General features: G+C 71.3%; 23 protein-coding genes, 1 pseudogene and 1 riboswitch. Of the genes and pseudogenes, 2 read left to right on the forward strand and 22 right to left on the reverse strand.

Annotated elements, in window-relative coordinates:
- The first annotated feature begins 116 nt into the window (after window positions 1–116).
- Window positions 117–833 (forward strand): LAETG motif-containing sortase-dependent surface protein, encoded by a 717-nt coding sequence (locus tag IE260_RS31930; RefSeq protein ID WP_189878235.1) that lies wholly within the window; start codon window positions 117–119, stop codon window positions 831–833.
- Between the two features lie 71 nt (window positions 834–904).
- On the opposite strand, the gene IE260_RS31935 is transcribed toward IE260_RS31930, so the two are convergent.
- From IE260_RS31935 to rpsB, 10 genes are all read right to left on the reverse strand, one after another.
- Entirely contained in the window at window positions 905–1,702 is a 798-nt protein-coding gene (locus IE260_RS31935) for a maleylpyruvate isomerase family mycothiol-dependent enzyme (RefSeq protein ID WP_189878237.1), read from the reverse strand.
- 25 nt (window positions 1,703–1,727) lie between these two features.
- Complete coding sequence (locus IE260_RS31940) at window positions 1,728–2,747, reverse strand: ABC transporter ATP-binding protein (RefSeq protein WP_189878239.1); 1,020 nt, start codon at window positions 2,745–2,747, stop codon at window positions 1,728–1,730.
- Between the two features lie 2 nt (window positions 2,748–2,749).
- Window positions 2,750–4,351, reverse strand: a complete 1,602-nt coding sequence (locus IE260_RS31945) for an ABC transporter permease (RefSeq protein ID WP_189878388.1) — start codon at window positions 4,349–4,351, stop codon at window positions 2,750–2,752.
- Window positions 4,352–4,395: 44 nt separating this feature from the next.
- The gene (locus IE260_RS31950; RefSeq protein WP_189878241.1) at window positions 4,396–5,478 is read right to left on the reverse strand and encodes a thiamine ABC transporter substrate-binding protein; all 1,083 of its coding nucleotides are present in this window, start codon (window positions 5,476–5,478) and stop codon (window positions 4,396–4,398) included.
- Between the two features lie 79 nt (window positions 5,479–5,557).
- Window positions 5,558–5,663, reverse strand: a riboswitch (TPP riboswitch).
- 20 nt (window positions 5,664–5,683) lie between these two features.
- Window positions 5,684–6,796 (reverse strand): dual-specificity RNA methyltransferase RlmN, encoded by a 1,113-nt coding sequence (gene rlmN / locus IE260_RS31955; protein ID WP_189878243.1) that lies wholly within the window; start codon window positions 6,794–6,796, stop codon window positions 5,684–5,686.
- Between the two features lie 170 nt (window positions 6,797–6,966).
- Window positions 6,967–8,091, reverse strand: a complete 1,125-nt coding sequence (locus IE260_RS31960) for a phosphatidate cytidylyltransferase (RefSeq protein WP_189878245.1) — start codon at window positions 8,089–8,091, stop codon at window positions 6,967–6,969.
- Window positions 8,091–8,648 (reverse strand): ribosome recycling factor, encoded by a 558-nt coding sequence (gene frr / locus IE260_RS31965; RefSeq protein WP_030649014.1) that lies wholly within the window; start codon window positions 8,646–8,648, stop codon window positions 8,091–8,093. The genes IE260_RS31960 and frr overlap by 1 nt, the downstream gene beginning before the upstream one ends.
- A gap of 201 nt (window positions 8,649–8,849) precedes the next feature.
- Window positions 8,850–9,608, reverse strand: a complete 759-nt coding sequence (gene pyrH, locus IE260_RS31970; protein ID WP_188185077.1) for a UMP kinase — start codon at window positions 9,606–9,608, stop codon at window positions 8,850–8,852.
- Between the two features lie 206 nt (window positions 9,609–9,814).
- Window positions 9,815–10,651 (reverse strand): translation elongation factor Ts, encoded by an 837-nt coding sequence (gene tsf, locus IE260_RS31975; protein WP_189878247.1) that lies wholly within the window; start codon window positions 10,649–10,651, stop codon window positions 9,815–9,817.
- A gap of 182 nt (window positions 10,652–10,833) precedes the next feature.
- On the reverse strand, window positions 10,834–11,718 hold the full coding sequence (gene rpsB / locus IE260_RS31980; protein ID WP_189878249.1) for a 30S ribosomal protein S2: 885 nt from the start codon (window positions 11,716–11,718) through the stop codon (window positions 10,834–10,836).
- A gap of 281 nt (window positions 11,719–11,999) precedes the next feature.
- Here rpsB and IE260_RS31985 point away from each other — a divergent pair, with 281 nt between their 5' ends.
- Entirely contained in the window at window positions 12,000–12,719 is a 720-nt protein-coding gene (locus IE260_RS31985; RefSeq protein ID WP_189878251.1) for a murein hydrolase activator EnvC family protein, read from the forward strand.
- On the opposite strand, the gene IE260_RS31990 is transcribed toward IE260_RS31985, so the two are convergent.
- The 12 genes and pseudogenes from IE260_RS31990 to rplS all read right to left on the reverse strand — a co-directional run bounded on the left by IE260_RS31990 (window position 12,673) and on the right by rplS (window position 23,074).
- Complete coding sequence (locus IE260_RS31990) at window positions 12,673–13,230, reverse strand: TetR/AcrR family transcriptional regulator (protein ID WP_189878253.1); 558 nt, start codon at window positions 13,228–13,230, stop codon at window positions 12,673–12,675. The two genes, IE260_RS31985 and IE260_RS31990, sit on opposite strands and share 47 nt — an antisense overlap.
- Window positions 13,231–13,315: 85 nt before the next feature.
- Window positions 13,316–14,158, reverse strand: coding sequence for an RNA polymerase sigma factor WhiG (gene whiG / locus IE260_RS31995; RefSeq protein WP_189878254.1), 843 nt, complete (start codon window positions 14,156–14,158; stop codon window positions 13,316–13,318).
- Between the two features lie 275 nt (window positions 14,159–14,433).
- Window positions 14,434–15,624 carry a DNA-processing protein DprA gene (gene dprA, locus IE260_RS32000; protein WP_373303436.1) on the reverse strand — a complete coding sequence of 397 codons (1,191 nt, stop codon included), beginning with the start codon at window positions 15,622–15,624 and terminating at the stop codon, window positions 14,434–14,436.
- Window positions 15,625–16,115: 491 nt separating this feature from the next.
- Window positions 16,116–17,741, reverse strand: a complete 1,626-nt coding sequence (locus IE260_RS32005) for a YifB family Mg chelatase-like AAA ATPase (RefSeq protein WP_189878258.1) — start codon at window positions 17,739–17,741, stop codon at window positions 16,116–16,118.
- Window positions 17,741–18,103: a YraN family protein gene (locus IE260_RS32010; protein WP_189878260.1), complete on the reverse strand. Its 363-nt coding sequence runs from the start codon at window positions 18,101–18,103 to the stop codon at window positions 17,741–17,743. Before IE260_RS32010 ends, IE260_RS32005 begins: the two co-directional genes overlap by 1 nt.
- 148 nt (window positions 18,104–18,251) lie before the next feature.
- Window positions 18,252–18,560, reverse strand: a complete 309-nt coding sequence (locus IE260_RS32015; RefSeq protein WP_043444228.1) for a DUF2469 domain-containing protein — start codon at window positions 18,558–18,560, stop codon at window positions 18,252–18,254.
- 56 nt (window positions 18,561–18,616) lie between these two features.
- Window positions 18,617–19,141, reverse strand: a complete 525-nt coding sequence (locus IE260_RS32020; protein WP_189878262.1) for an NUDIX hydrolase — start codon at window positions 19,139–19,141, stop codon at window positions 18,617–18,619.
- On the reverse strand, window positions 19,131–19,907 hold the full coding sequence (gene lepB, locus IE260_RS32025) for a signal peptidase I (RefSeq protein ID WP_189878264.1): 777 nt from the start codon (window positions 19,905–19,907) through the stop codon (window positions 19,131–19,133). The genes IE260_RS32020 and lepB (IE260_RS32025) overlap by 11 nt, the downstream gene beginning before the upstream one ends.
- Window positions 19,908–19,997: 90 nt before the next feature.
- Window positions 19,998–20,972, reverse strand: a complete 975-nt coding sequence (gene lepB / locus IE260_RS32030) for a signal peptidase I (RefSeq protein ID WP_229881500.1) — start codon at window positions 20,970–20,972, stop codon at window positions 19,998–20,000.
- Window positions 20,878–21,945: pseudogene (lepB, locus tag IE260_RS32035) on the reverse strand (signal peptidase I); the annotation flags it as partial. The pseudogene lepB (IE260_RS32035) and the gene lepB (IE260_RS32030), both read right to left, overlap by 95 nt.
- The gene (gene lepB / locus IE260_RS32040) at window positions 21,938–22,678 is read right to left on the reverse strand and encodes a signal peptidase I (RefSeq protein WP_189878271.1); all 741 of its coding nucleotides are present in this window, start codon (window positions 22,676–22,678) and stop codon (window positions 21,938–21,940) included. The pseudogene lepB (IE260_RS32035) and the gene lepB (IE260_RS32040), both read right to left, overlap by 8 nt.
- Before the next feature lie 45 nt (window positions 22,679–22,723).
- Window positions 22,724–23,074 (reverse strand): 50S ribosomal protein L19, encoded by a 351-nt coding sequence (gene rplS / locus IE260_RS32045; RefSeq protein WP_189878273.1) that lies wholly within the window; start codon window positions 23,072–23,074, stop codon window positions 22,724–22,726.
- Window positions 23,075–23,134: the final 60 nt, after the last annotated feature.

Below are 23,134 nucleotides of genomic sequence, written 5' to 3' on the forward strand. Positions count from 1 at the left end.
GTTGACACTTCTTACGCACCGCTTATAGACCAGTGAGACTCCTGGGCGTGCTGATGCCGCACCGGTACCGGCACCCCGTCCACCCCCCGCATATGCGCTTCCTGTAAAGGACCAACGTGGCAGTCCTGTCCATATTCAGCCGCACGGCATCACGCCGCGGCGTACGTGCCCTCGGTGTCGCCTCCGCCTCGGTCGCCCTGGCGCTCGGCGCCGCCGGCAACGCCCTCGCCTGTGACATCAGCGAGTTCTCCGCCGCCGCCAAGTGCGAGGGCGACAAGGGCGTCATCACCGTCACCGACGTGGACCCCGCCGGCATCCCCGCGACCGTCACCGTCTACCTGCAGAACAACGGCGCCGACGCGAAGAAGGTCGGCGAGCAGGTGGTCAAGGGCTCGCGCGAGGGCACGACCATCACCTTCGCCGAGAACTGGAAGCCGGGCGCCGAGTACCGCATCCACGTCAAGGCCGCGGACTACGTCGACGAGGACATCAAGCCGAACCTCGTCACCCCGGCGACCTCCTGCAAGACGGAGGACACGCCGACCCCGACGCCCACCGCGACGCCGTCGCAGACCTCCTCGGCCCCGGCCGAGGAGACCGGGACGCCGGCCCCGTCCCCGTCGACCCCGGCGGCCTCGGCGAGCGAGAGCACCGCCCCGGCGGGTGTGTCGAGCAACGCCCCGTCGCCCGCGGCCGGCGAGTCCAACCTCGCCGAGACCGGTGCGAACTCCAACACCGGCCTGATCGTCGGCCTCGCGGCCGCCCTGGTCGTCGTCGGTGGCGGCGCCGTCTTCTTCGGCCTGCGCCGTCGTGGGGCGAGCGGAAGCCGCTGACGCCTCGCACAGCCGTGACAGCGGTGGCCCGTCCCCGGCCGGGGGCGGGCCACCGCCACGTCACCGGGTTCTCACCCGAACGTCGCCCGCTCCAGCCAGAAGTCCAGCAGTTCCCGCTCGCCGAGCACCTCCAGCTCAGGGGCGTCCAGCGGCAACCGGCGGTAGAAGGCCAGCAGGACGGAGGTGAGCGGGCCCCGCAGCGCGACCGTCGCCTTCTCGTGGCCGCGGCGCCAGACCACGCCCTCTTCGGGGAGCTCGATCAGCCACTCGGCGTCGAGGCCGGGGGCGGCGTCGGTGGCGTGCAGATGGATGCTGTGACCGGGGCGGCGCAGTTCCCTGGCCGGCCCGTCCGGAAGCGCCCGCTGCACGAACCGTACGATCTCCAGCCACTCCTCGATCGCGTCGGCGGCCACGTCCGCCGCGACCCGGTAGGGCAGCCCGGCGGCGAGCGCGGCGTCGGCGCGGTGCACGGTGATCTCGTGCGTCATCCGGCGGGCCCAGAACGCCGCGTCGTGCCTCCCGGCCCACGACCACACCTTCGCGTCCGGCCCCGCCTCCCGCAGCGCGTCCACGAGCGCCGCGCCCGACTCCTCCAGCCACGCGTCCAGCGCGGCGGCGTCGCCCCGGGCCCCGGGTCCGGCGTACCCCGGTGCCTGCTCGCCGGGGACGTTCTCCTGGGCCCGGGTGCGCACCAGCAGTTCCACCCAGCGCAGGGCACGCCCCGTGTGCCGCACCAGGTCCTCCAGGGACCATTCCGGGCAGGTCGGCACCGTGGCGGACAGGTCGGCGCCGGACGTGACGACGGCCCTGAACTCCCGTATCTGTTGGGCGATCTCGTCGCAGTAGCGGTCGTGTGCGAGTGAGGTCATACGCCGCATCCTACGAGCGGGCCGATCATCCGAGTACGACGATTTCCGCCGCGTCGAACTCCACCCCGACGGTGTCCCCGACCTCCGGCGCCGCCCTGAGCGCGCACGCCGCCTCCAGGCGCGGCGCGTCCTCGGGCTGCAGGTGCACGGCGACGTGGGTGCCCCGGAAGGTCCGGGCGGCGACCGTGCAGCGCAGGCCCGCGTCGGCGGGCACCAGGCGGACCCCGGCGGGCCGGACGAGCAGGGTGCGGGCGCCCTGCGGGGCGTCCTCGGGCACCGGCACCTTGCCCCAGGGGGTGTCCGCGGCCTGCCCGGCGACGGTCGCCTCGGCCACGTTGTCGAAACCGAGGAAGCGGGCCACGAACGCGTCGGCGGGTCGCTGCCACACCTCGAGGGGCGTGCCCGACTGGGCGATCCGCCCGTCCCGCATCACCACGACCCGGTCGGCCAGCGCGAACGCCTCGCCCTGGTCGTGCGTCACGGCGAGCACGGTGGTGCCCAACCGGCCGAACAGCTCCCGCAGTTCCACCACCAGCCGTTCCCGCAGCGAACGGTCGAGCTGGCCGAGCGGCTCGTCCAGCATCAGCAGCCGGGGCCGGGCCGCGAGGGCACGGGCCAGCGCCACCCGCTGCTGCTCACCGCCGGAGAGCGCGGCCACGGACCGGCGAGCGGCGCCGGGCAGCCCGACCAGTTCCAGCAACTCCCGCACCCGCTCGCGCTGTTCGTCCCGGGACGCGCCGCGCATCCGCGGCCCGAAGGCGACGTTCCCGGCCACGTCCCGCTGTGGGAACAGCTGGTGGTCCTGGAACATCAGCCCGACCTCGCGCCGGTGCGCGGGCACCCCGGCCTGGTCCCGCCCGTCGAGCGTCACCCGCCCGGCGTCCAGGGGCTGGAGCCCGGCGACCGCCCGCAGCAGCGTCGACTTGCCGCTGCCGCTGGGCCCGAGCACGCACACGACCTCGTGCTCGGCGACATCGAGGTCCACGGCGTCGAGCACGGCCCGCCCGCCGAAGCGTACGGTCGCGCCCGCAAGGCTCAGCAGCATCCCTAGAACTCCCCGGTCCGATCGGTCCGCAGCCGCTCCAGCACCACCAGGGCCACGGCGCACACCACCATCAGAATCGTCGACAGGGCCATCGCCTGGCCGTAGTTCATCTCTCCCGGCCGTCCCAGCAGCCGTGCCACGGCGACCGGCAGCGTCGGACTGTCGGGCCGCGCGATGAACACGGTCGCCCCGAACTCCCCGAGCGACACCGCGAAGGCGAACCCGGCCGCGATGAGCAGCGCCCGCCGCACCATCGGCAGGTCCACCTCCCGCCACACCCGCCACGGCGACGCCCCGAGCACCGCCGCCGCCTCCCGCAGCCGTGCGTCCACCGCACGCAGCACCGGCAGCATGGTCCGTACGACGAAGGGGACGCCGACCAGCGCCTGGGCGAGCGGCACCAGGATCCAGGAGGACCTCAGGTCCAGCGGGGGTTCGTCCAGGGCGATCAGGAACCCGAAGCCCACCGTCACGGCGGACACCCCGAGCGGCAGCATCAGCAGCGCGTCGAAGCCGCGCACGAAGCGGCCCGCGTCCCGGCGGGTGAGCGCGGTGGCGGCCAGGCCCCCGATCACCACGGCGACGGCGGTGGCGGCGACGGCGTACTGGAGGGAGTTGCCGATCGCGTCGATCGGCGGGACGAGGAACGTCCCGCCGTCCTCACGGGTCAGCGCCCGGTAGTAGCCGAAGCCCGGTGCGTCCAGCGACCGCTGGACCAGCACGGCGAGCGGCAGCACCAGCAGCACGGCGACGGTGACCAGGACCCCGGCCAGCAGCGCCCACTGTCCGGCCCCGCGCGGCCGGCGCGCGGTGACCGACGCGTCCACCAGGCGCAGGGCCGTCTCCCGCCGCCGTACCGTCCAGGCGTGCACGGCCAGGACGGCGGCCACCGCGGCGAACTGGATCAGCGTCAGCACGGCGGCCGTGGACAGGTCGAAGACCTGGGAGGTCTGCCGGTAGATCTCCACTTCGAGGGTGGAGAAGGTGGGCCCGCCGAGGATCTGGACGACGCCGAAGGAGGTGAAGGTGAACAGGAAGACCATGAGCGCGGCGGCCGCCACCGCGGGCGCGAGCGCGGGCAGCGTGACCTGCCGCCAGGCGGTGAGGCGGGAGGCGCCTAGCATCCGCGCGGCCTCCTCCTGACGCGGGTCGAGCTGCGACCAGAGGCCGCCGACCGTGCGCACGACGACGGCGTAGTTGAAGAAGACGTGCGCGAGCAGGATCGCCCACACGGTGGTGTCCAGGCGTACGCCCCACAGCTCGTCCAGCAGCCCGCCGCGCCCGACCAGCGCCAGGAACGCCGTTCCCACCACGACCGTCGGCAGCACGAAGGGCACGGTCACCACCGCCCGCAGGACCTGCTTGCCGGGGAAGTCGAGGCGGGCGAAGACGTACGCGCCGGGCAGCGCGGCCAGCAGCGTGAGCGCGGTGGAGGCCAGCGCCTGCCAGGTGGTGAACCACAGCACGTGCCGGACGTCGGGCTGTGCCAGCACGTCCCCGATCCGCCCGAACTGCCAGTCCCCGTCGACCTCCAGTCCGCGCGCGACGATCGCGGCGACGGGGTAGGCGAAGAACACCGCGAAGAACACGACGGGCACGGCCATCAGGCCGAGCCGCGCCGCGTTCCCCGAACGGCGTCCGCTCCCGGTCACTTCAGTACGAGCGAGGTCCACGACTTGACCCACTGGTCACGGTTGTCGGCGATCTTCGCCGGGTCCAGCGTCCGGGGGTCCTTCACCTCGGGCGCGTACGCGGTGAACTCGGCGGGCAGCTTCGCGTCGCCGGCCACCGGGTGGACGAACATGTTCAGCGGCATGTCCTCCTGGAACTGCCGGCCGATGAGGAAGTCGATCAGTGCCTTGCCGCCCTCGGGGTTCGCCGCGTTGCTGAGCAGCCCGGCGAACTCGATCTGGCGGAAGCAGGTCCCGGTCGCCACACCGGTGGGCGCGGTGTCCGGCTTCGGGTCGGCGTAGATCACCTCGACGGGCGGGGAGGAGGCGTAGGAGACGACGAGCGGGCGGTCGCCCTTGGCCTTCTTGCCGCCCGCGGAGCCGGAGAACTCCTCGTTGTACGCCTGCTCCCAGCCGTCGACGACCTTCACGCCGTTGTCCTTGAGCTTCTTCCAGTAGTCCTGCCAGCCTTCGTCGCCGTACTTCGCGGCGGTCCCGAGCAGGAAGCCGAGGCCGGGCGAGGAGGTGGCGGCGTTCTCGGTGACGAGGAGGTTCTTGTACTCGGGCTCGGTGAGGTCGTCGAAGGAGTCCGGCGGCGTCAGCTTGTGCTCGCTGAAGTACGCCTTGTCGTAGTTGACGCAGATGTCGCCGTAGTCGACGGGCGTGACCCGGTGTTCGTCCCCGTCGACCCGGTACCGCGCGTCGATCCGGTCCAGCCCCTTGGCCTCGTACGGCTGGAACAGCCCGTTGTCGAGCGCCCGGGACAGCAGCGTGTTGTCGACGCCGAAGAAGACGTCGCCCTGCGGGTTGTCCTTGGTGAGGACGGCCTTGTTGACGGCCTGGCCGGCGTCGCCGTCCTCCAGGACCTTGACCTTGTAGCCGGAGCTCTTCTCGAAGGCGGCGATGACGTCCTTCGACGCGGCCCACGAGTCGTGGCTGACGAGGGTGACGGTCTTGGAGTCGCCGGAACCCCGGCCGTCGTCGGACGACGATCCGCACGCGGACAACGTGACCAGGCCGAGCCCGACGGCCAGGACGGTGGCCTTCTTGGTGATGCTCACTGAATTCCTCCTGGGTGACCAGGAGAAGACGCGGCCCTGCCCGAAACCCCTGGCGAGGGTCCCGGGCAGGGCGCAACAGCTCGAGTGATGACCGATCTCCCTACCCAGAATGACCTGGGCCAGGTTCGGAGGGTCTGCGGCCGGTGCCGCACTCTCAGCGCTGTGGCGCTCCCCTGTCGGAATATGAAGATGTACGCCGGTCAGGTTACCTCTCGCTCGCGGCGAGCTGACCACACGCCCCGTCGATCTCCTGGCCACGGGTGTCCCGGATCGTCACCGGCACACCGTGGGCCGCGATCGCCTCGACGAACGCCTTCTCGTCCTCGGGGCGCGAGGCGGTCCACTTCGAGCCGGGCGTCGGGTTGAGCGGGATCAGGTTGACGTGCACCGGCCTGCCCTTGAGGAGCCGTCCGAGCCGGTCGCCCCGCCAGGCCTGGTCGTTGATGTCCCGGATCAGCGCGTACTCGATGGACAGCCGCCGGCCCGACTTGGCCGCGTACTCGAAGCCGGCGTCCAGCACCTCGCGCACCTTCCACCGCGTGTTGACGGGGACGAGGGTGTCGCGCAGCTCGTCGTCCGGCGCGTGCAGCGAGATGGCGAGGCGGCACTTGAAGCCCTCGTCGGCGAACCGGTGGATGGCCGGGACCAGGCCGACCGTGGAGACCGTGATGCCGCGCTGGGACAGCCCCAGCCCGTCGGGCTCGGGATCGGTGAGCCGGCGGATGGCGCCGACGACGCGGTTGTAGTTGGCGAGCGGCTCGCCCATGCCCATGAAGACGATGTTGCTGAGCCGTGCGGGGCCACCGGGGACCTCGCCGTCGCGCAGCGCGCGCATGCCGTCGACGATCTGGTGCACGATCTCCGCGGTGGACAGGTTCCGGTCCAGACCGGCCTGCCCGGTGGCACAGAATGGGCAGTTCATGCCGCAGCCCGCCTGCGAGCTGATGCACATCGTGACCCGGTCCCGGTAGCGCATCAGCACCGACTCGACGAGCGTGCCGTCGAACAGCTTCCACAGGGTCTTGCGGGTGGTGCCCTGGTCGGTCGACAGATGCCGGACGACCGTCATCAGCTCGGGGAGCAGTGCCTCCTGCAGCGCCTGACGGGAGCCGGCCGGGATGTCGGTCCACTGCTCGGGGTCGTGCGCGTACCGCGCGAAGTAGTGCTGCGAGAGCTGCTTGGCGCGGAACGGCTTCTCGCCGATCGCGGCGACGGCCTCCTTGCGCTCGGCGGGCGTGAGGTCGGCGAGGTGCCTCGGCGGCTTCTTCGCTCCGCGGGGCGCGACGAAGGTGAGCTCACCGGGAACTGGACGGGCCACGGTCGGGCAACTCCTCAGAACGACGGGCCTATGGCGCCCCGCCTCGGCGGGGAGATCGGCGGGACCATGCCGAAGCCAGGAGACCTCACTGGATCACCCCCGCACCGGCGGGGATACACGAAAGGGCCCGCAGCCATCGCCACGGGCCCTTCCAGAGTACCTGACGCCTGTCAACCCGATCCGACGAAGATCACCAGGAGCAGCCACACCACCGGAGCCGTCGGCAGCAGCGAGTCCAGCCGGTCCATGATGCCCCCGTGCCCCGGGAGCAGCGTGCCCATGTCCTTGATGCCCAGGTCCCGCTTGATCATGGATTCACCGAGGTCGCCCAGCGTGGCGCTGGCCGCGACCGCGAGGCCCAGCAGCAGGCCCTGCCACCAGGAGCCGTCGTCGATCAGGAACTGCATGCACAGCGCGCCCGCGGCCATCGCGAACGTCACCGCTCCGAGCAGACCCTCACGGGTCTTGCCGGGGCTGATGCGCGGGGCGAGCTTCTTCCGGCCGAAGCGCCAGCCGACCGCGTACGCGCCCGTGTCGCTGACGACGGTCAGCAACAGGAACGTCAGGACACGCCACGGGCCGTCCTGAGCCGTCAGCATCATCGCGACGAACGTGGCCAGGAACGGCACGTAGAACGCCGCGAACACGCCCGCGGTGACGTCCTTGAGATAACCCTCCGGCGGTTCCGTCATCCGCCATACGAGAACCGCCAACGCCGTGAGGGCCATGGCGACCCAGGCGCCCTCGGCTCCCCGGACGTAGCCGGCCACCACCATCGCCGCGCCGCCCAGCGCGAGCGGGACGAGGGGCGCCTTGATGCCCTTGCGCTCCTCCAGCCGCTTGGTCAGTTCCCACAGGCCCACCACGACGGCGACCGCGATCACGCCGACGAACACGGCCTTGACGACGAACAGCGACGCGACGATGACCACGCCGAGCCCGAGACCGACGCCTATCGCGGCACCCAGGTCACGCCCCGCGCTCTTCTTCTGCGGCCGGGGCGCCGGCTGGGGGGCGTGGGACATGGGCTCCGGATTCTGCGGCGCCGCCGCATACGACTGCGCCGACGGGTTCTCGTCGCGGAACAAGGGGCCGCTCAGCCGAGCGGCCCCACGGTCGTCATCCTGGTCTCCGCCGTGTTCGGGTACGTCGGGCACGATGGGCATGGGGCGAGTGTGCTGCGCGCTGTGCGCATCGTACGCGGGACCCGCCGGGGCGGCGCCCCGGGCAGGTCCCTGGTCGGACGGCCCCCAGTACCCGGCTTGTGGCGGCGCTCCCCAGGAAGAGTCGTTCATCAGACCTCGAGCAGCTCCGCTTCCTTGTGCTTCAGGAGCTCGTCCACCTGGGCGACGTACTTCGCGGTGGTGTCGTCGAGCTCCTTCTCCGCACGGCGGCCCTCGTCCTCGCCGACCTCGCCGTCCTTGATCAGCTTGTCGATGGCGTCCTTGGCCTTGCGGCGCACGGAGCGGATGGAGACCTTGGCGTCCTCACCCTTGCCCTTGGCGACCTTGATGTACTCGCGGCGGCGCTCCTCGGTCAGCTCGGGGAACACCACCCGGATGATGTTGCCGTCGTTGCTGGGGTTCACGCCCAGGTCGGAGTCGCGGATCGCCTGCTCGATGTTGCGCAGGGCGCTCTTGTCGAACGGCGTCACCACGGCCATGCGCGGCTCGGGTACCGAGAACGAGGCCAGCTGGTTGATCGGCGTCGCTGCGCCGTAGTAGTCGGCCACGATCTTGTTGAACATCGCCGGGTGCGCACGGCCGGTGCGGATCGCGGCGAAGTCCTCCTTGGCGACCACGACGGCCTTCTCCATCTTCTCCTCGGCCTCGAGGAGGGTCTCTTCGATCACCACTTGCTCCTGCGTGTCTTGAGTAGGCCCGGCTGCGGTTCCCTGTCGGGGCGGCGGCCGGCTGCGTCGCGTCTTCTTCCTGCACGGTTCCCGACCGGCAGGACATTGTCCATCCCCCGGTCCGGCCCCGTCCCGTCCGTCCCCCTTACAGGTGCCGCGGACAGGTGGCGTGCCGCGTCGCCGGACGGGTTGGTGCTCCGGTCAGTCCCGGCTGCCTTGGTCACCCACAAGCGTGCCGATCTTCTCACCCTTGACGGCACGGGCGATATTGCCCTCCTTGAGGAGCTCGAAGACCACGATCGGAAGGCTGTTGTCGCGGCAGAGCGTGACGGCCGTGGCGTCGGCGACCTTCAGGTCCCGGGTGATGACCTCCCCGTATCCGAGCGCGTCGAACTTCACGGCGTCCGGGTTGGTCTTCGGGTCGGAGTCGTAGACCCCGTCCACGCCGTTCTTGCCCATGAGCAGCGCCTCGGCGTCGATCTCCAGGGCGCGCTGTGCGGCGGTGGTGTCGGTGGAGAAGTACGGCATGCCCATACCGGCGCCGAAGATGACCACACGGCCCTTCTCCAGGTGGCGCACGGCACGCAGCGGGATGTAGGGCTCGGCGACCTGCCCCATGGTGATGGCGGTCTGCACGCGGCAGTCGACGCCCTCCTTCTCCAGGAAGTCCTGGAGGGCGAGGCAGTTCATCACGGTGCCGAGCATGCCCATGTAGTCCGAGCGGGCGCGGTCCATGCCGCGCACCTGGAGTTCCGCGCCGCGGAAGAAGTTGCCGCCACCGATGACGATGGCGATCTGCGCGCCGTCCCGGACGACGGCCGCGATCTCGCGCGCGATGGCGTGCACCACGTCGGGGTCGACGCCCAGGCCCCCGCCGCCGGAGAAGGCCTCTCCGGACAGCTTCAGCAGAAACCGGCCGCGTACTTTGCCGTCGTCGCTCTTCTCGGCCTTGGTGGTCATGGAGATCTCGCCTCTTTTACGTGGGTCACACACACGAAGAAGGCCATTGCCGGTGGGGGCGTGTTTCGCATCCCATACGCGGCAATGGCCTCCTCGTCAGATCTGCTGTCGTCCTCCGCCACGCGCGCGTGCGGATCGGCGTACGCGAACGGCGCAGACGACTGCTGTCGACCCTACCGGGGTCGTACGTCCGTCGCGGTACGGACTCAGATGCCGACCTTGATGCGCGTGAAGCGCTTCAGGGTGACACCCGCCTCGTCCAGAACCTTCTGGACGGACTTCTTGTTGTCGAGCGCGTAGGGCTGGCCGAGCAGCGTGGCGTCCTTGAAGAAGCCGTTGAGGCGGCCCTCGACGATCTTCGGCAGGGCGGCCTCGGGCTTGCCCTCGGCGCGGGTGGTCTCCTCGGCGATGCGGCGCTCGGCCTCGACGATGTCGGCCGGGACGTCGTCCTTGGAGAGGTACTTCGGCGCGAAGGCGGCGATGTGCTGCGCGACGCCCTTGGCGACCTCGGCGTTCGGCTTGTCGAGCTCGACGAGGACACCGATCTGCGGGGGCAGGTCGGGCATCGTGCGGTGCATGTACGCCGTCACGTAGCCGTCGGAGAACTGCGCGAAGCGGTCCAGGACGATCTTCTCGCCGAGGTTGGCGTTGGCCTCGTCGACGTACGCCTGGACGGTCTTGCCGGGCTCGATCTCGGAGGCGAGCAGCGCCTCGAGGTCGGCCGGGGAGGCCTTGGCGACGTGCTCGGCGATGGTCTTGGCCACGGCCTGGAACTTGTCGCCCTTGGCGACGAAGTCCGTCTCGCACTTCAGCTCGACGAGGACACCGGAGGAGTTGTCGTCGGCGATGATCGAGACGACGGCACCGTTCTCGGCCGAGCGGCCCTCGCGCTTGGCGACGCCCTTCTGGCCCTTGATGCGGAGCGCCTCGACGGCCTTCTCGACGTTGCCCTCGGCCTCGTCCAGCGCCTTCTTGCAGTCCATCATGCCGGCGCCGGTGAGCTCGCGGAGCTTCTTGACGTCGGCGGCGGTGTAGTTCGCCATGAGTCTGTGAGTCTTTCTCGAAGTCTGGAAGATCGGAGATCTGCGGGGTCCGCGGCCTATATGAAGCTGTAGGTCCGTGGCCCGTCGCTGACCAACGGGTGAACGGCGGGAGCGGACTTCACCGCGCCTGAAGGCGCTGGTGGAAGCCGTACCGCTCCCGCCGTCGACGCCGACGGGAAAGGTCAGGCCTGCTCGGCCTCGGCGGCCGGGGCCTCGGCGGCGGGGGCCTCGGCAGCGGGGGCCTCGGCAGCGGCCTCGGCCGGCTTCTCGGCGGCACCCTCGGCGTCCGCCTTCTTCTCGCCCTCGAGCAGGTCGCGCTCCCACTCGGCCAGCGGCTCGCCCGCGGCCTTCTCGCCCTTGCCCTCGGTGGCGACACCGGAGCGGGCGATGAGGCCCTCGGCGACGGCGTCGGCGATCACGCGGGTGAGCAGGGTGACGGAGCGGATCGCGTCGTCGTTGCCCGGGATCTTGTAGTCGACCTCGTCGGGGTCGCAGTTGGTGTCGAGGATGGCGACGACCGGGATGTTGAGCTTCCGGGCCTCGCCGACCGCGATGTGCTCCTTCTTGGTGTCCACGATCCAGACGGCGCTGGGCACCTTCTGCATCTCGCGGATACCGCCGAGGGTCTTCTCCAGCTTCGCCTTCTCGCGGGAGAGGACCAGCAGCTCCTTCTTGGTGAGGCCGGAGGCGGCCACGTCCTCAAAGTCGATCTGCTCGAGCTCCTTGAGGCGCTGCAGACGCTTGTAGACGGTCGAGAAGTTGGTGAGCATGCCGCCCAGCCAGCGCTGGTTGACGTAGGGCATGCCGACGCGGGTGGCCTGCTCGGCGATGGCCTCCTGCGCCTGCTTCTTGGTGCCGACGAACATGACCGTGCCGCCGTGGGCGACGGTCTCCTTGACGAACTCGTAGGCGCGGTCGATGTACGACAGCGACTGGAGCAGGTCGATGATGTAGATGCCGTTGCGCTCGGTGAAGATGAAGCGCTTCATCTTCGGGTTCCAGCGACGGGTCTGGTGACCGAAGTGGACGCCGCTCTCCAGCAGCTCCCGCATCGTGACGACGGCCATGGCCGTATCTCCTTGAGTTTCTCGGTTGTGCCGCGGAAGCCGGACGGCTCCCGCGCCTGACGCCCGCGTTGCGCCGTGCCACGAGGGACCGAGGGGCGCTGACACCGGGAGACCGACTGCTGCCGGCTCCGATGTCGGGGCGTGCGAAGTCGACCCGGTGACCCGGATCGCCATCAGAAGTGTACGGGACCCGCGGAGCACCGGGTGACGCCACTGTCCACAACCGGGCAGCGGTCCACAGGTCCCGGCCCCGGTGGGCCCGTGTGCGCAACGGTTCTCGCATGCGAGTGAGGCGATGCGTGCGTTGGTGCGTGTGGGTGGCGTTGCTGCCGGCCCTGTTCCCGGCGGTGCCGGGCCGCGCGTCCGGACCGGCCGCGGTTGCCGCGACGACCGCGGCGGCCGGCGAGGGCCGTCCGGCTCCGGGACCGGCGGAGACGGCCGTGGCCCGCGGCTGGCCGGTCGGCACCCGGCCCGCGGTCCTGCGGGGCTGGGAGCCGCCGGCGACGCCGTACGGCCCGGGCCACCGCGGCGTGGACCTCGCGGCACCGCCCGGCACACCGGTGCGGACGGTGGCCGCCGGGAGGGTGAGGTTCGCCGGCCGGGTGGCCGGCAAGGGGGTCGTCTCGGTGGAACTGACGGGGACGGGCGATCCGCCCCTGCGGACGACGTACGAGCCGGTCGAGGCGTCGGTACGGAAGGGGCAGCAGGTCACGGCGGGCGAGGTGCTCGGCACGGTGGAACCGCGGGGCTCCCACTGCACGGCATGCCTGCACTGGGGCCTGCTGAGAGGGGACGTCTACCTGAACCCGCTGTCGCTGCTCCCGCCGTGGCTGCTCGACGGGGGTCCGTCGAGACTGCTGCCGGTACGGGGAGTGCCCCTCCCGCAGCCAGGGCCCCGGGACGACGCCGGCCCGCGCACCACGAGCGTCGAGGATTTCTCCAGGACCCCGCGTATCAGCCCCGCACACCCCGCAGCGCCATGGACACCGCCGCCTCCGTGACGGCGTCCGGCTCCTCCGCCGCCCCCAGCTCGATCCGCCGCACGGCCGCGTCCACCACGCCCTGCAGCAGCATCGCCGCGAGCCGCGGCTGTCCGTGCCCCAGCTCCCCCAGCGCCTCCACGATCATCGCGACCAGCCCGCCGTGCGCCGCCCGGATCTTCTCCCGGGCCCCGGCGTCCAGCTCACTGGCGGAAATGGCCACGACGGCACGGTGGCGCCGGTCCCCGACCAGCTCCAGCTGCTTGCGCACGTACGCCTCGATCTTGGCCTCCGGCCCGTCGACCGCGGCCATCGCCGCCTCGACCTCGGCCGCCCAGACCGGGAAGTCGACCGCGCACAGCTCCTCGACGACCGCCGCCCGCGACCGGAAGTACTCGTAGACGGACGACCGGGCGAGCCCCGTCCGCTCGGCGAGGGCGGGGAAGGTCAGCGCCTCCGTCCCGCCTTCGGACAGCAGGGAGCGTGCCGCGTCCAGCAGGGCGGCACGCTGCATCGACCGGTGCTCGGCCACAGAGGCCGCTCGAATCCTTGGCACGCCACCACTTTACGGACGCGCCACCGCGGACGGGAGTCACTCACCCCACGACACCGCGGGGTCAGCGGCCGAAACCGGCCAGCTTGGCCCGCAGCTGCAGCACGGACTTGGTGTGGATCTGGCTGACCCGGCTCTCGGTCACGCCCAGCACGTTCCCGATCTCGGCGAGCGTGAGTCCCTCGTAGTAGTACAGCGTGACGACGGTCTTCTCCCGGTCGGGCAGCGTGTTGATCGCCCGGGCCAGGAACCGGCGCAGTTCCCGGTCCTCGGCGACCTCCACCGGGTTGTCGGCCGCCGTGTCCTCCAGCGTGTCCATGAGGCTCAGCCGGTCCCCGCCCTCACCCCCGACGTGCAGCAGCTCCTCCAGTGCCACCACATTGGCCAGCGACAACTGGCTGAAGACCGCGTGGAGATCCTCCACCGCGATGCCCATCTCCGCGGCCACCTCGCTCTCCGAGGGAGTGCGCCGCAGCCGCGCCTCCAGCGTGGCGTAGGCCCGCTCCACGTTCCGCGCCTTCTGCCGCACCGACCGCGGGATCCAGTCAAGGGCGCGCAGCTCGTCGATCATCGCCCCCCGGATCCGGGTGATCGCGTACGTCTCGAACTTGATCTCCCGGTCGACGTCGAACTTCTCGATCGCGTCGATCAGCCCGAACACCCCCGAGGAGACGAAGTCGGCCTGCTCGACGTTGGGCGGCAGCCCCACGCTCACCCGGCCCGCCACGTACTTCACGAGGGGCGAGTAGTGCAGGATCAACTGTTCCCGCAGCCGCTCGTCCCCCGTCGCCTTGTACGACCGCCACAGCTCGTCGAGCGTCGAGGGGGCGGGCGGTCGCACGCTGCCACCGTCGCGGGCGGCTGGGGGGATCGCCGCCCGGTCGGACCCGGAGGTGTGCTGGGGCATTCGTCGCCTAGTGCCGTTCTGCCGTGTTGTGGGATGCCTGGGTGAGGCCGCCGGTCTGCTGTCTTGTTCGTGCCTGTCTGCGTGGGGGTCCTCGTGAGCGTAGCGTGACTGGGCTGTCGCGGTGCGCGAAGAGCGGAGGGGGCGTCGTACGCAGATACGTTCCGCTGGATGCTCCGCAAGGGGGATCGCGATCGCTCTGAGTGATCACTCGAATACTCCAACTGCGGGAATTCCCAAGGGCGTCGGGGTTCCCCCGGACGGCCGAACACGCACCGTCAGCACGGGCTCGGGCCGCCGCGGATCGAGATCAGCGCCTGGCGTGTCAACTTCCAGCCGTCGCCGTGTCGTTCGACGTAACCAAGTGCGCGAAGCTCGTACAGCCTCGCGATCGCGTCGTCCGGTGTGGTCTGGGCGTGGCGTGCGACCTCGGCCGCCGTCGCGGCTCCTCGTGCCGGGAGCGCGGCCAGGACGTGCCGGGTGCGGGGTTCCAGCAGGTCGGTGGGCAGCACCGGGCCGCGCCGGTCCGGGGCCAGCTCTCCCATGTCGCCCACCAGCTCGACGATCTCGGTGGCGTCGGTGACGAGCACGGCGTCGTCGCGCAGCAGTTCGTGCACGCCCGCCGACAGTGCGCTGGTGGCCGGACCGGGCACGCCCATCGCGTGCCGGCCCAGGCGCTGCGCCGCCCGCGCCGTGGCCAGCGAGCCGCTGCGATGGGCGGCCTCGACGACCACCGTGCCCCGGGTGAGCGCGGCGATCACCCGGTTGCGCAGGATGAATCTGCTCGGCGTCGGATGGTCGCCGGGCGGCAGTTCCCCGACGACCAGCCCCTGGGCCGCGATCCTGTTGATCAGCTCGGTGTGTCCGCGCGGATAGGGCCGGTCGACGCCGCAGGCGAGGACGGCGGCCGTGGCACCGCCCGCGCCCAGGGCGCCCCGGTGCGCGGCGCCGTCGACGCCGTAAGCTCCGCCGGACACCACCACCCAGCCGCTCTCGGCGAGGCCGGCGGCGAGTGTGGCCGCCATGTGGGCGCCGTACTCGGTGCAGGCGCGGGCGCCCACCAAGGCCACGGACCTCAGCGCCCACATCCGCAGGCTGGGCCGGCCGCGCACCCACAGTCCCAGCGGCCGGGCGTCCCCCAGGTCGTCGAGCTGTCCCGGCCACTCGCTCCCGCCCGGGGCCACGAAGCGCACGCCTGCCGCCCGTGCGACGGCGAGGTCCCTGTGCGGCTCGGCCCGGCCGGCACGGGCCCGCAGCCCGGCCCACCGCTGCTCGCTCACGCCCGGCAGGGCGCGCCCACCCTCCCGCAGCCGCCGCACCACGTCCCGGACCCCGCGCTCGCGCACCCACCGCCCGCCGACCTCGTCGCCGGGCTCGATGACCCGGGTGAGGAAGACCCGGCCGAGCAGTTCGTCGTCCACGTCCCAGGACGCGCCGCCGCCCCTGCTCGCGTCACCGCCCCGGGACACATCACCGGCCTTGAGCGCACCAGAGCCGGACACCCCACCGTTTCCCGCGGCATCCCAGAACCCGAATGCATCACCGGCCCTGGCCGCATCGCCGGACCTGAGGTCCTCACCGGCGGCACCGCCGGACCTGAACGCCTGACCGTCCCCGCCGGCACCGCCAGACCGGAACGCCTCACCATCCCTGGCGGCACCGCCGGACCTGAAGGCCTCACCATCCCTGGCGGCACCGCCAGACCTGAACGCCTCACCATCCCTGGCGGCACCGCCAGAGCTGAACGCCTCACCATCCCTGACCGCGTCGCCGGATCTGAACGCCTCACCACCTCCGACAGCGCCTCCGAACTCGAAAGCCTCACCGCCCCTGACCGCATCCCCGAACCCGAACGCCTCACCGCCCCCGACCGCGCCGCCGCCTCCCACCGGCTCACCGTCTCCAAGGGCATCCACGTCCCTGGTCACGCCACCGTCCCGGGACGCGTCCTCGCCCCCGGTCATGACGCCGCCCCGATGGCCATGGGGACGCCCCGAGGCACCCCGGTGCGCAGTTGGAGCGCCAGGGCGACGTCCGTCGCGTCCGGACGGTCGTGACCCACGAGGTCCGCGACGGTCCAGGCGACGCGCAGGACACGGTCGAGGCCACGGGCCGTGAGGACGCCCCGTTCGAGGCTGCGTTCCGCCTCGTCCAGCGCGCCGGGCGCCGCGTACCAGCGGCTGCGCAGCTCGCGCCCCGGCACCTCGCTGTTGGAGCGCCAGGGTGTGCCGGCGAGGCGGGTCGCGGCACGCTCCCGTGCCGCTCGCACCCGGTCGGCGACCGTCGCCGTGGTCTCCCCCCGGACGGCCCCCGCGGCCAGCTCGCTGCGTGTGACGCGGTCCACCTCGACCCGGAGGTCGACCCGGTCGAGCAGCGGGCCGGACAACCTGGCCTGGTAGCGGCGGATCGCCGAGGGCGGGCACTCGCACAGGTCGTCCCGCTGCGAGAAGCGTCCGCACGGACAGGGGTTGGCGGCGAGCACCATCAGGAACTTGGCCGGGAACCGCACGACACCCGCGCTGCGCGCGATGACGACGTGCCCGGCCTCCAGCGGCTGGCGCAGGGCGTCCAGGGCGTGACTGCTGAACTCGGGGGTCTCGTCCAGGAAGAGGACACCGCGGTGCGCGAGCGAGACGGCCCCGGGCCGCGCGATGCCGGGACCGCCGCCGACGAGGGCCTGCATCGTGGCGGAGTGGTGCGGGGCGCAGTAGGGGGCGACGTCGATCAGCGGTTTGCCCGGTGGGAGCAGACCCGCCACCGAGTGCACGGCGGTGACCTCGAGCGACTCCGCGCGGCCGAGCCGGGGCAGAATGGCGGGCAGCCGTTCGGCGAGCATCGTCTTTCCCGCGCCCGGCGGCCCCTCCAGGAACAGATGGTGACCGCCGGCCGCGGCCACCTCCACAGCCGTGCGCGCCGAGGTCTGGCCCACGACGTCGGCGAGGTCGTGGCCCTGGTCGTGCTGCGCCGCCCCCATGCTGTGCATCCCGGTGGCGGCACCCGTGCCGGGCACGCGCAGGCCCGCCAGCAGCGGGTCGGGGCGGCCCTGCTCGTCGGATTCCTCCTCCGGCACGGGCTCGTCGGCGAGGACGGCGATCAGCTGGCGCAGGCTGCGCACGCCCAGCACCGAGACGCCGGGTACCAGGGACGCCTCGGCGGCGGCGCACTCCGGCACGACCACCTGTTCATAGCCGGCGTCCGCCGCGGCGAGCACCGCCGGCAGGATGCCCCGCACCGGCCTCACCCGCCCGTCCAGGCCCAGCTCCCCGATCATCACGATGTCGGCGAGCACCCGGGGGTCGATCCGCTCGGAGGCGCCGAGCACGGCGGCGGCGACGGCGAGGTCGAATCCGCTGCCGCTCTTGGGCACCGACGCAGGACTGAGCCCGACCGTGAGCTTCTTCTGCGGCCACTCCGCACCCGAGTTCACCACCGCGGCCCGCACCCGGTCCCGGCTCTCCGTCAGGCTCTTGTCGGGCAGTCCCACCAGCGTGAATGCCGCCACGCCCGGTTCCAGGTCGGCCTGGACCTCGACGACCACGCCCTCGACGCCGACCAGCGCCACCGAGCACGTACGCGCGAACCCCATCACGCCACCCCCCGGGCGTGCTCCACCACGGGCGCGCCCCGCTGCGGCAGGAGCACGCCGATCAGGTCGATGCGGACGCCTCCGGGCGGAGCTCCCCCGTGGGTCTGGATCCAGCGCTCGGCGAGATCGCGCAGCCGCCGTGCCTTCTCGGGAGTCACCGCGGCCATCGGATGCTCGAAGCGGCCGTCCCTGCGGGTCTTCACCTCGCAGAGGACCAGGACGTCCCCGTCACGGGCCACGATGTCGATCTCGCCGGTCCTGCCGCAGCGCCAGTTGCGCTCCAGGACCGCCATCCCCGCCTCGGCCAGCCTGCGGGCGGCGAGCGTCTCGCCGTACCTGCCCATCGCACTGCGTGCGTTCATGTCGGCACCACCTCCGGCGCCAACGATGAAGACGGCTCACCGCACTGTTGGATCTTGGTGGACAGTCACCCGGCTGTGGACAACCTCGTCACCCATCTGGGTGATCGCCCGACCCACCAGCGGACCACGACCGACCGCCGGCGGCCCGTCACCCGCCCGGGAGCTCCAGGTCACTCTTGTTGAGCTCTTCGATGTTCACGTCCTTGAACGTCAACACGCGTACCTGCTTCACGAAACGCGCCGGGCGGTACATGTCCCACACCCAGGCGTCGGCCATGGAGACCTCGAAGAACACCTCGCCCTGGACCGAGTGCACCTGCATCTCGTAGTCGTTGGTGAGATAGAAGCGCCGCTCAGTCTCGATCACGAATTTGAACAGACCGACGACATCGCGGTACTCCCGGTAGAGCTTGAGCTCCATCTCGGTCTCGTACTTCTCGAGGTCCTCGGCGCTCATGGCATGTTCCCCTTCAGCCGTGCGATCCCCCCATTGTGCTCCAGTCCTGCGAACCTCTAGACGATTTCCGTGTCAAGGGTCACCGGACCGGACGGGGGACCTTCGTCGAGCAGCCTGCGCAGCAGCTCGGCGAGTCTGGTCGGATACACCGTCTCATGTGCCCGGGTCAGTTCCTGACACGTCCACCAGCGCGCTCCGGCGACACTGCGCCGCTCCAGCTCGGTCAGCCCCACGGCCTCGGTCGCGGTCTGGCTGGTGCGGGCCAGGTAGTACCACTCGTCCTGGTCCCAGCGGCGGCCCGCGAAAGGGAAGGAACACCGCCGCCGCCACAGCACGGGGCCGAGCTGGACCTCGGTGATGCCGGTCTCCTCCACGAGTTCCCGCAGGGCGGCCTCCTCACGGGTCTCGTCGCCCTCCACCCCGCCGCCCGGCGTGAACCACCAGTCGTCGGCCGGATCGTCCGGTTCGTGGCCGTGCAGCAGCAGGATGCGGTCCTCCGGGTCGAGCAGGACCACCCGGGCGACCCTGCGCAGCCCGCCCTCGTAGGAGTCCTGCCCCGTCCGCGTCGTCTCAGCGGGCACCGGCCGGCTCCGTCCCGGTCCGGGCCCGGGAGGCGGCGGCCCGTTTGGCGACGGGGCCGTACGCGGCGCCGCCGAGGATCAGCACGGCCCCGGCGATCACCAGCGCGACGACCGTTCGCAGCGGCCCGGGCGAGGAGAGACCGCCGAGGGTCTCGAAGCCGGTGGGCCGCTCCAGCATGCCGTTCATGGGCCAGACGACGGCGTCGACCCGGGCGTCGACGGCCCCGCGCGAGACCGTGCCGCCGGCCGCGTCGGTGAGGTGGGCCGTGGAGTCCACGGAGTTGTCGCGCTCGTCGCCGAGCAGGAACAGGCGCCCCTCGGGCACGGTCACGGTCGGGAAGTTGCTGAACTCCGCCGGGGTACCCGTGGGCAGGTACGGCTCGTCGATCACCTTGCCGTTGACCTTGAGCTTGCCGTTCTGGCAGCAGGAGACGGTGTCGCCGCCGACCGCGACCACGCGCTTGATCATCGGGGCGTTGGCCCAGGTGGCGTCCTTGAAGACGACGACGTCGCCGCGCCGGACGTCGGCGCCGTCGATGCGCTGCGCCAGCACCCTGTCACCGGCGTCGATCGTCGGCGTCATCGAACTGGTGGGCACCGTGTACGGCAGGTACACCACCGCCCCCCAGGCGAAACCCCCGAGGAACAGCACCATGCCCAGCGCCACGGCCAGGCCGGACAGCCGCTGCCCGGTACGGCTGCCCACCGGGCCCGTGCTCGCGCCACCGCCTCGCGGGGCCGTACGCGTCGTACTCTCGCCACCCATGGGTTCGCACCCTACCCGGCGGTACCCGAACGGGTCAGCCCTTGCCGGTGACCGGGATCAACGGCGACGGACGTACGGCCACGGGACGGCTCAGCGGGTCTCGGCGGGCGCGATCCGCCGACGGCGCCACAGGGCGACCGGGACGACCCCGGCGAGCGCCAGACCCTGGGGCGCGACCGACAGGGCGGCGGCCGGCTGGTTCTTCAGGCCGTCCTGGTCGAAGGTGTCGGGGACCGGCAGGGTGTCCCAGTGGTTGATCGGCCAGGCGACGACGACGGCTCGGCCGATGACCTCCTTCACCGGGACCATGCCGCGGTTCTTGTCCGACTGGTTGTAGCGCGAGTCCCGGGAGTTCTGCCGGTGATCGCCCATGACCCAGACGTAGCCCTCCGGCACCTTCACCTTGAACTGGCCGCCCTGGTCGTCGACGCTGCACGGCGTGTTGCCGGGGTAGACGTACGGCTCGTTCAGCGCCTTGCCGTTGACCTTCAGCGGGCCGGTGCCCTTGCACTCGACGGTGTCGCCGCCGACGCCGATGACGCGCTTGATGAGGTCCTTCTCGTCCGCCGAGGGCATCAGGCCGATCCAGCTGAGGAAGACCTGCAGCGCGTTCGGCTCGGGCGTCGGCTCGCCCGCCAGCCACTGGTCGGGGTCGTGGAAGACGACGACCTCGCCACGATCGGGTTCCGAGCCGAACCAGGGCGTGAGCTTGTCGACCAGGACGCGGTCACCCTCCGTGAGGGTGTTCTGCATCGAGGCGGACGGGATCGAGAACGCCTGCACCAGAAACGTCTTGATCAGCAGCGCGAGCACCAGCGCGATGCCGATCAGGATCGGCAGTTCCTTCCAGAACGACCGCTGCTTCTTGGCCGCGGGCGTCCCGTCCGCTCCCTGGTCCTCGGTACCGCTCCGTTCGTCCTTCACCGCGCCGTCCTCCGTCGTACCGGAGCCGTTCCCGGACGCCGGTGCTGCGTCGTTCGCGGCCGGGGCAGCCGCTCCCACGGGGCGTCCGCGGTCCTCTTCGCCGTCGTGTCCGGACCGTGCGCCAACCGCCACATCCCCCACGCCAACTCCTTACTCTGTGCCGCCGCCTGCCCCATGCGCGGCGCAGGCCCACCACTCCCATAACGAGCGGGAGTTCCGCAGGGGTCGGGAGTTGCGTCATTCCGTTCGGATCGTCGGGGGCAACCCTATGCGACAGCGCGGGACCAGCGGTCGACCCGGCGGCCGCGTCGGACACGGACGCGTAGGTTTTCGGCTCGTCCAGGGTGCTCCAGTGGCCGAGCGGCCAGGCGATCACCATGGCCCGGCCCACCACCTCGTCCTCGGAAACCGTGCCGTAGTCGGTGTCCTGGTGCTCGCGGGAGTCGGCGGAGTTGGAGCGGTGGTCGCCCATCACCCACAGCCGCCCCTCGGGGACGGTGACGTCGAACGGCTGCTTGGAAGGAACGTCCCCCGGATAGAGGTAGTCCTCGTTCAGGGGAACGCCGTTGACGGTGACACGCCCCTGGGTGTCGCAGCACTTGACCCGGTCGCCGCCGACGCCGACGACCCGCTTGATGAGGTCCTTCTCGTCGTCGGACGGCAGCAGGCCGATGAAGGCGAGGCCCTCCTTGACCTGTTTGACGACGAAGGGGTCGTCCTTCTTGGCGGTCTCCTCGCCCTGGAGCCAGCCGCCGGGGTCCCGGAATACCACGACGTCCCCGCGCTGCGGCTCGGAGCCGAACCAGGGGGTGAGCTTGTCGACCAGGACCCGGTCGCCGATCTGGATCGTCTGCTCCATGGAGCCCGACGGGATCACGAAGGCCTGGACGAGGAAGGTCTTCAGGACCAGCGCTATGAGGACGGCGACGCCGACGAGAAGAGGTATCTCCTTCACGGCACTGCGCCTGCGGCGCCGCTTCACCTTGCGCTGCAGTTTGCGCCGTTCGGCGCGGGTACGGCCGCCGGACGGGCCGGTGGCGCGCCGGGAGCCGGTGGGCAGCAGGTTCTCCGCGGGGCTGCTGGGCGCCCCGCGTGGTTTGCCGCGGTTACCCATGGGTGTTCCCGGCTCCGTCCGGCTCGCTCGCCTCCGTCGCCGGCACGCGCGCGTAGGCGCCGGGGCGGTCCAGGTGGGTGGCGTGGCCGAAGGGCCAGACGATCCAGTCGGCGCGGCCGATCACGTCGTCCACCGGCACCATGCCGCCGCCCGGCGAACCCAGGTGGTCGCGGGAGTCGCTGGAGTCGCTGCGGTGGTCGCCCATGACGAAAAGGGTGCCGTCGGGCACGACGACGTCGAAGCGCACCGTGGACGGGCGGTCGCCGGGGTGGAGGAACGCCGACTCGTCGACCGACTGACCGTTCACCTGGACCCTCCCCTCCCTGTCGCAGCAGACCACGTGGTCCCCGCCCACACCGACAACGCGTTTGATGTAGTCGCCGTGCCCGAAGAGTCCCGTGCCGTCGAACACGACGATGTCGCCCCGCTGCGGCTGGTCACCGAAACGGTACGCCACCTTGTTTACGAGAACACGGTCGCCGATCCTCAATCCGCGCTCCATGGAACCGCTGGGGATCTGGAACGGCTGCAGCACGAACGTGCTGATCAGCAGCAGGAACAGCAACAGGACCAGGCCGGTGACGGTGATCCGCCCGCCGGGCACCCAGTCCGAGATCCGCGCCGACAACGCGGAACGCGACCGCTCCTCCGGACCCTCCGGGTCCGAGCTCTGCTCGGCGTCGGAAGGGCGGGAGGAGCGGTCGCGCTCCGTGGGCTGTGCTTCGGTGTCCATCGGGGCCAGATGCTATCCGGCCCCGCCATGAACCCGTCGGCGCGCTCAGCTCTCGCGCTTCTCCTTGATCTTCGCGGCCTTGCCGCGCAGGTCGCGCAGGTAGTACAGCTTGGCGCGGCGGACGTCACCGCGGGTGACGAGCTCGATCTTCTCCACGATCGGGGTGTGCACCGGGAGGGTGCGCTCGACGCCGACGGAGAAGGAGACCTTGCGGACCGTGAAGGTCTCGCGCACGCCGGAACCCTGGCGGCGGATCACCACGCCCTTGAACTGCTGCACACGGGAGCGGTTGCCCTCGATGACGCGGACGTGGACGTTGACGGTGTCGCCGGGGCGGAAGGCCGGGACGTCGCTGCGCAGCGACGCGGCGTCGACGGTGTCGAGCAGGTGAGACATTTCGTCTGCTTTCTTCGCTGATGCCACAGGTCATCAACGGGAACTAGATGTTCGGATCAG

The organism is Streptomyces viridiviolaceus, from assembly GCF_014650995.1.
GTDB lineage: Bacteria > Actinomycetota > Actinomycetes > Streptomycetales > Streptomycetaceae > Streptomyces > Streptomyces viridiviolaceus.

Excerpts from the sequence above, each read along its gene's own strand:
- IE260_RS31935 (WP_189878237.1), bottom strand. The coding sequence starts at position 1,702 with ATGACCTCACTCGCACACGACCGCTACTGCGACGAGATCGCCCAACAG.
- IE260_RS31940 (WP_189878239.1), bottom strand. The coding sequence starts at position 2,747 with ATGCTGCTGAGCCTTGCGGGCGCGACCGTACGCTTCGGCGGGCGGGCC.
- IE260_RS31945 (WP_189878388.1), bottom strand. The coding sequence starts at position 4,351 with ATGGCCGTGCCCGTCGTGTTCTTCGCGGTGTTCTTCGCCTACCCCGTC.
- IE260_RS31960 (WP_189878245.1), bottom strand. The coding sequence starts at position 8,091 with ATGAACGACTCTTCCTGGGGAGCGCCGCCACAAGCCGGGTACTGGGGG.
- pyrH (WP_188185077.1), bottom strand. The coding sequence starts at position 9,608 with ATGACCACCAAGGCCGAGAAGAGCGACGACGGCAAAGTACGCGGCCGG.
- tsf (WP_189878247.1), bottom strand. The coding sequence starts at position 10,651 with ATGGCGAACTACACCGCCGCCGACGTCAAGAAGCTCCGCGAGCTCACC.
- rpsB (WP_189878249.1), bottom strand. The coding sequence starts at position 11,718 with ATGGCCGTCGTCACGATGCGGGAGCTGCTGGAGAGCGGCGTCCACTTC.
- IE260_RS31985 (WP_189878251.1), top strand. The coding sequence starts at position 12,000 with ATGCGAGTGAGGCGATGCGTGCGTTGGTGCGTGTGGGTGGCGTTGCTG.
- whiG (WP_189878254.1), bottom strand. The coding sequence starts at position 14,158 with ATGCCCCAGCACACCTCCGGGTCCGACCGGGCGGCGATCCCCCCAGCC.
- IE260_RS32005 (WP_189878258.1), bottom strand. The coding sequence starts at position 17,741 with ATGGGGTTCGCGCGTACGTGCTCGGTGGCGCTGGTCGGCGTCGAGGGC.
- IE260_RS32010 (WP_189878260.1), bottom strand. The coding sequence starts at position 18,103 with ATGAACGCACGCAGTGCGATGGGCAGGTACGGCGAGACGCTCGCCGCC.
- IE260_RS32015 (WP_043444228.1), bottom strand. The coding sequence starts at position 18,560 with ATGAGCGCCGAGGACCTCGAGAAGTACGAGACCGAGATGGAGCTCAAG.
- lepB (WP_189878264.1), bottom strand. The coding sequence starts at position 19,907 with ATGGGTGGCGAGAGTACGACGCGTACGGCCCCGCGAGGCGGTGGCGCG.
- lepB (WP_189878271.1), bottom strand. The coding sequence starts at position 22,678 with ATGGACACCGAAGCACAGCCCACGGAGCGCGACCGCTCCTCCCGCCCT.
- rplS (WP_189878273.1), bottom strand. The coding sequence starts at position 23,074 with ATGTCTCACCTGCTCGACACCGTCGACGCCGCGTCGCTGCGCAGCGAC.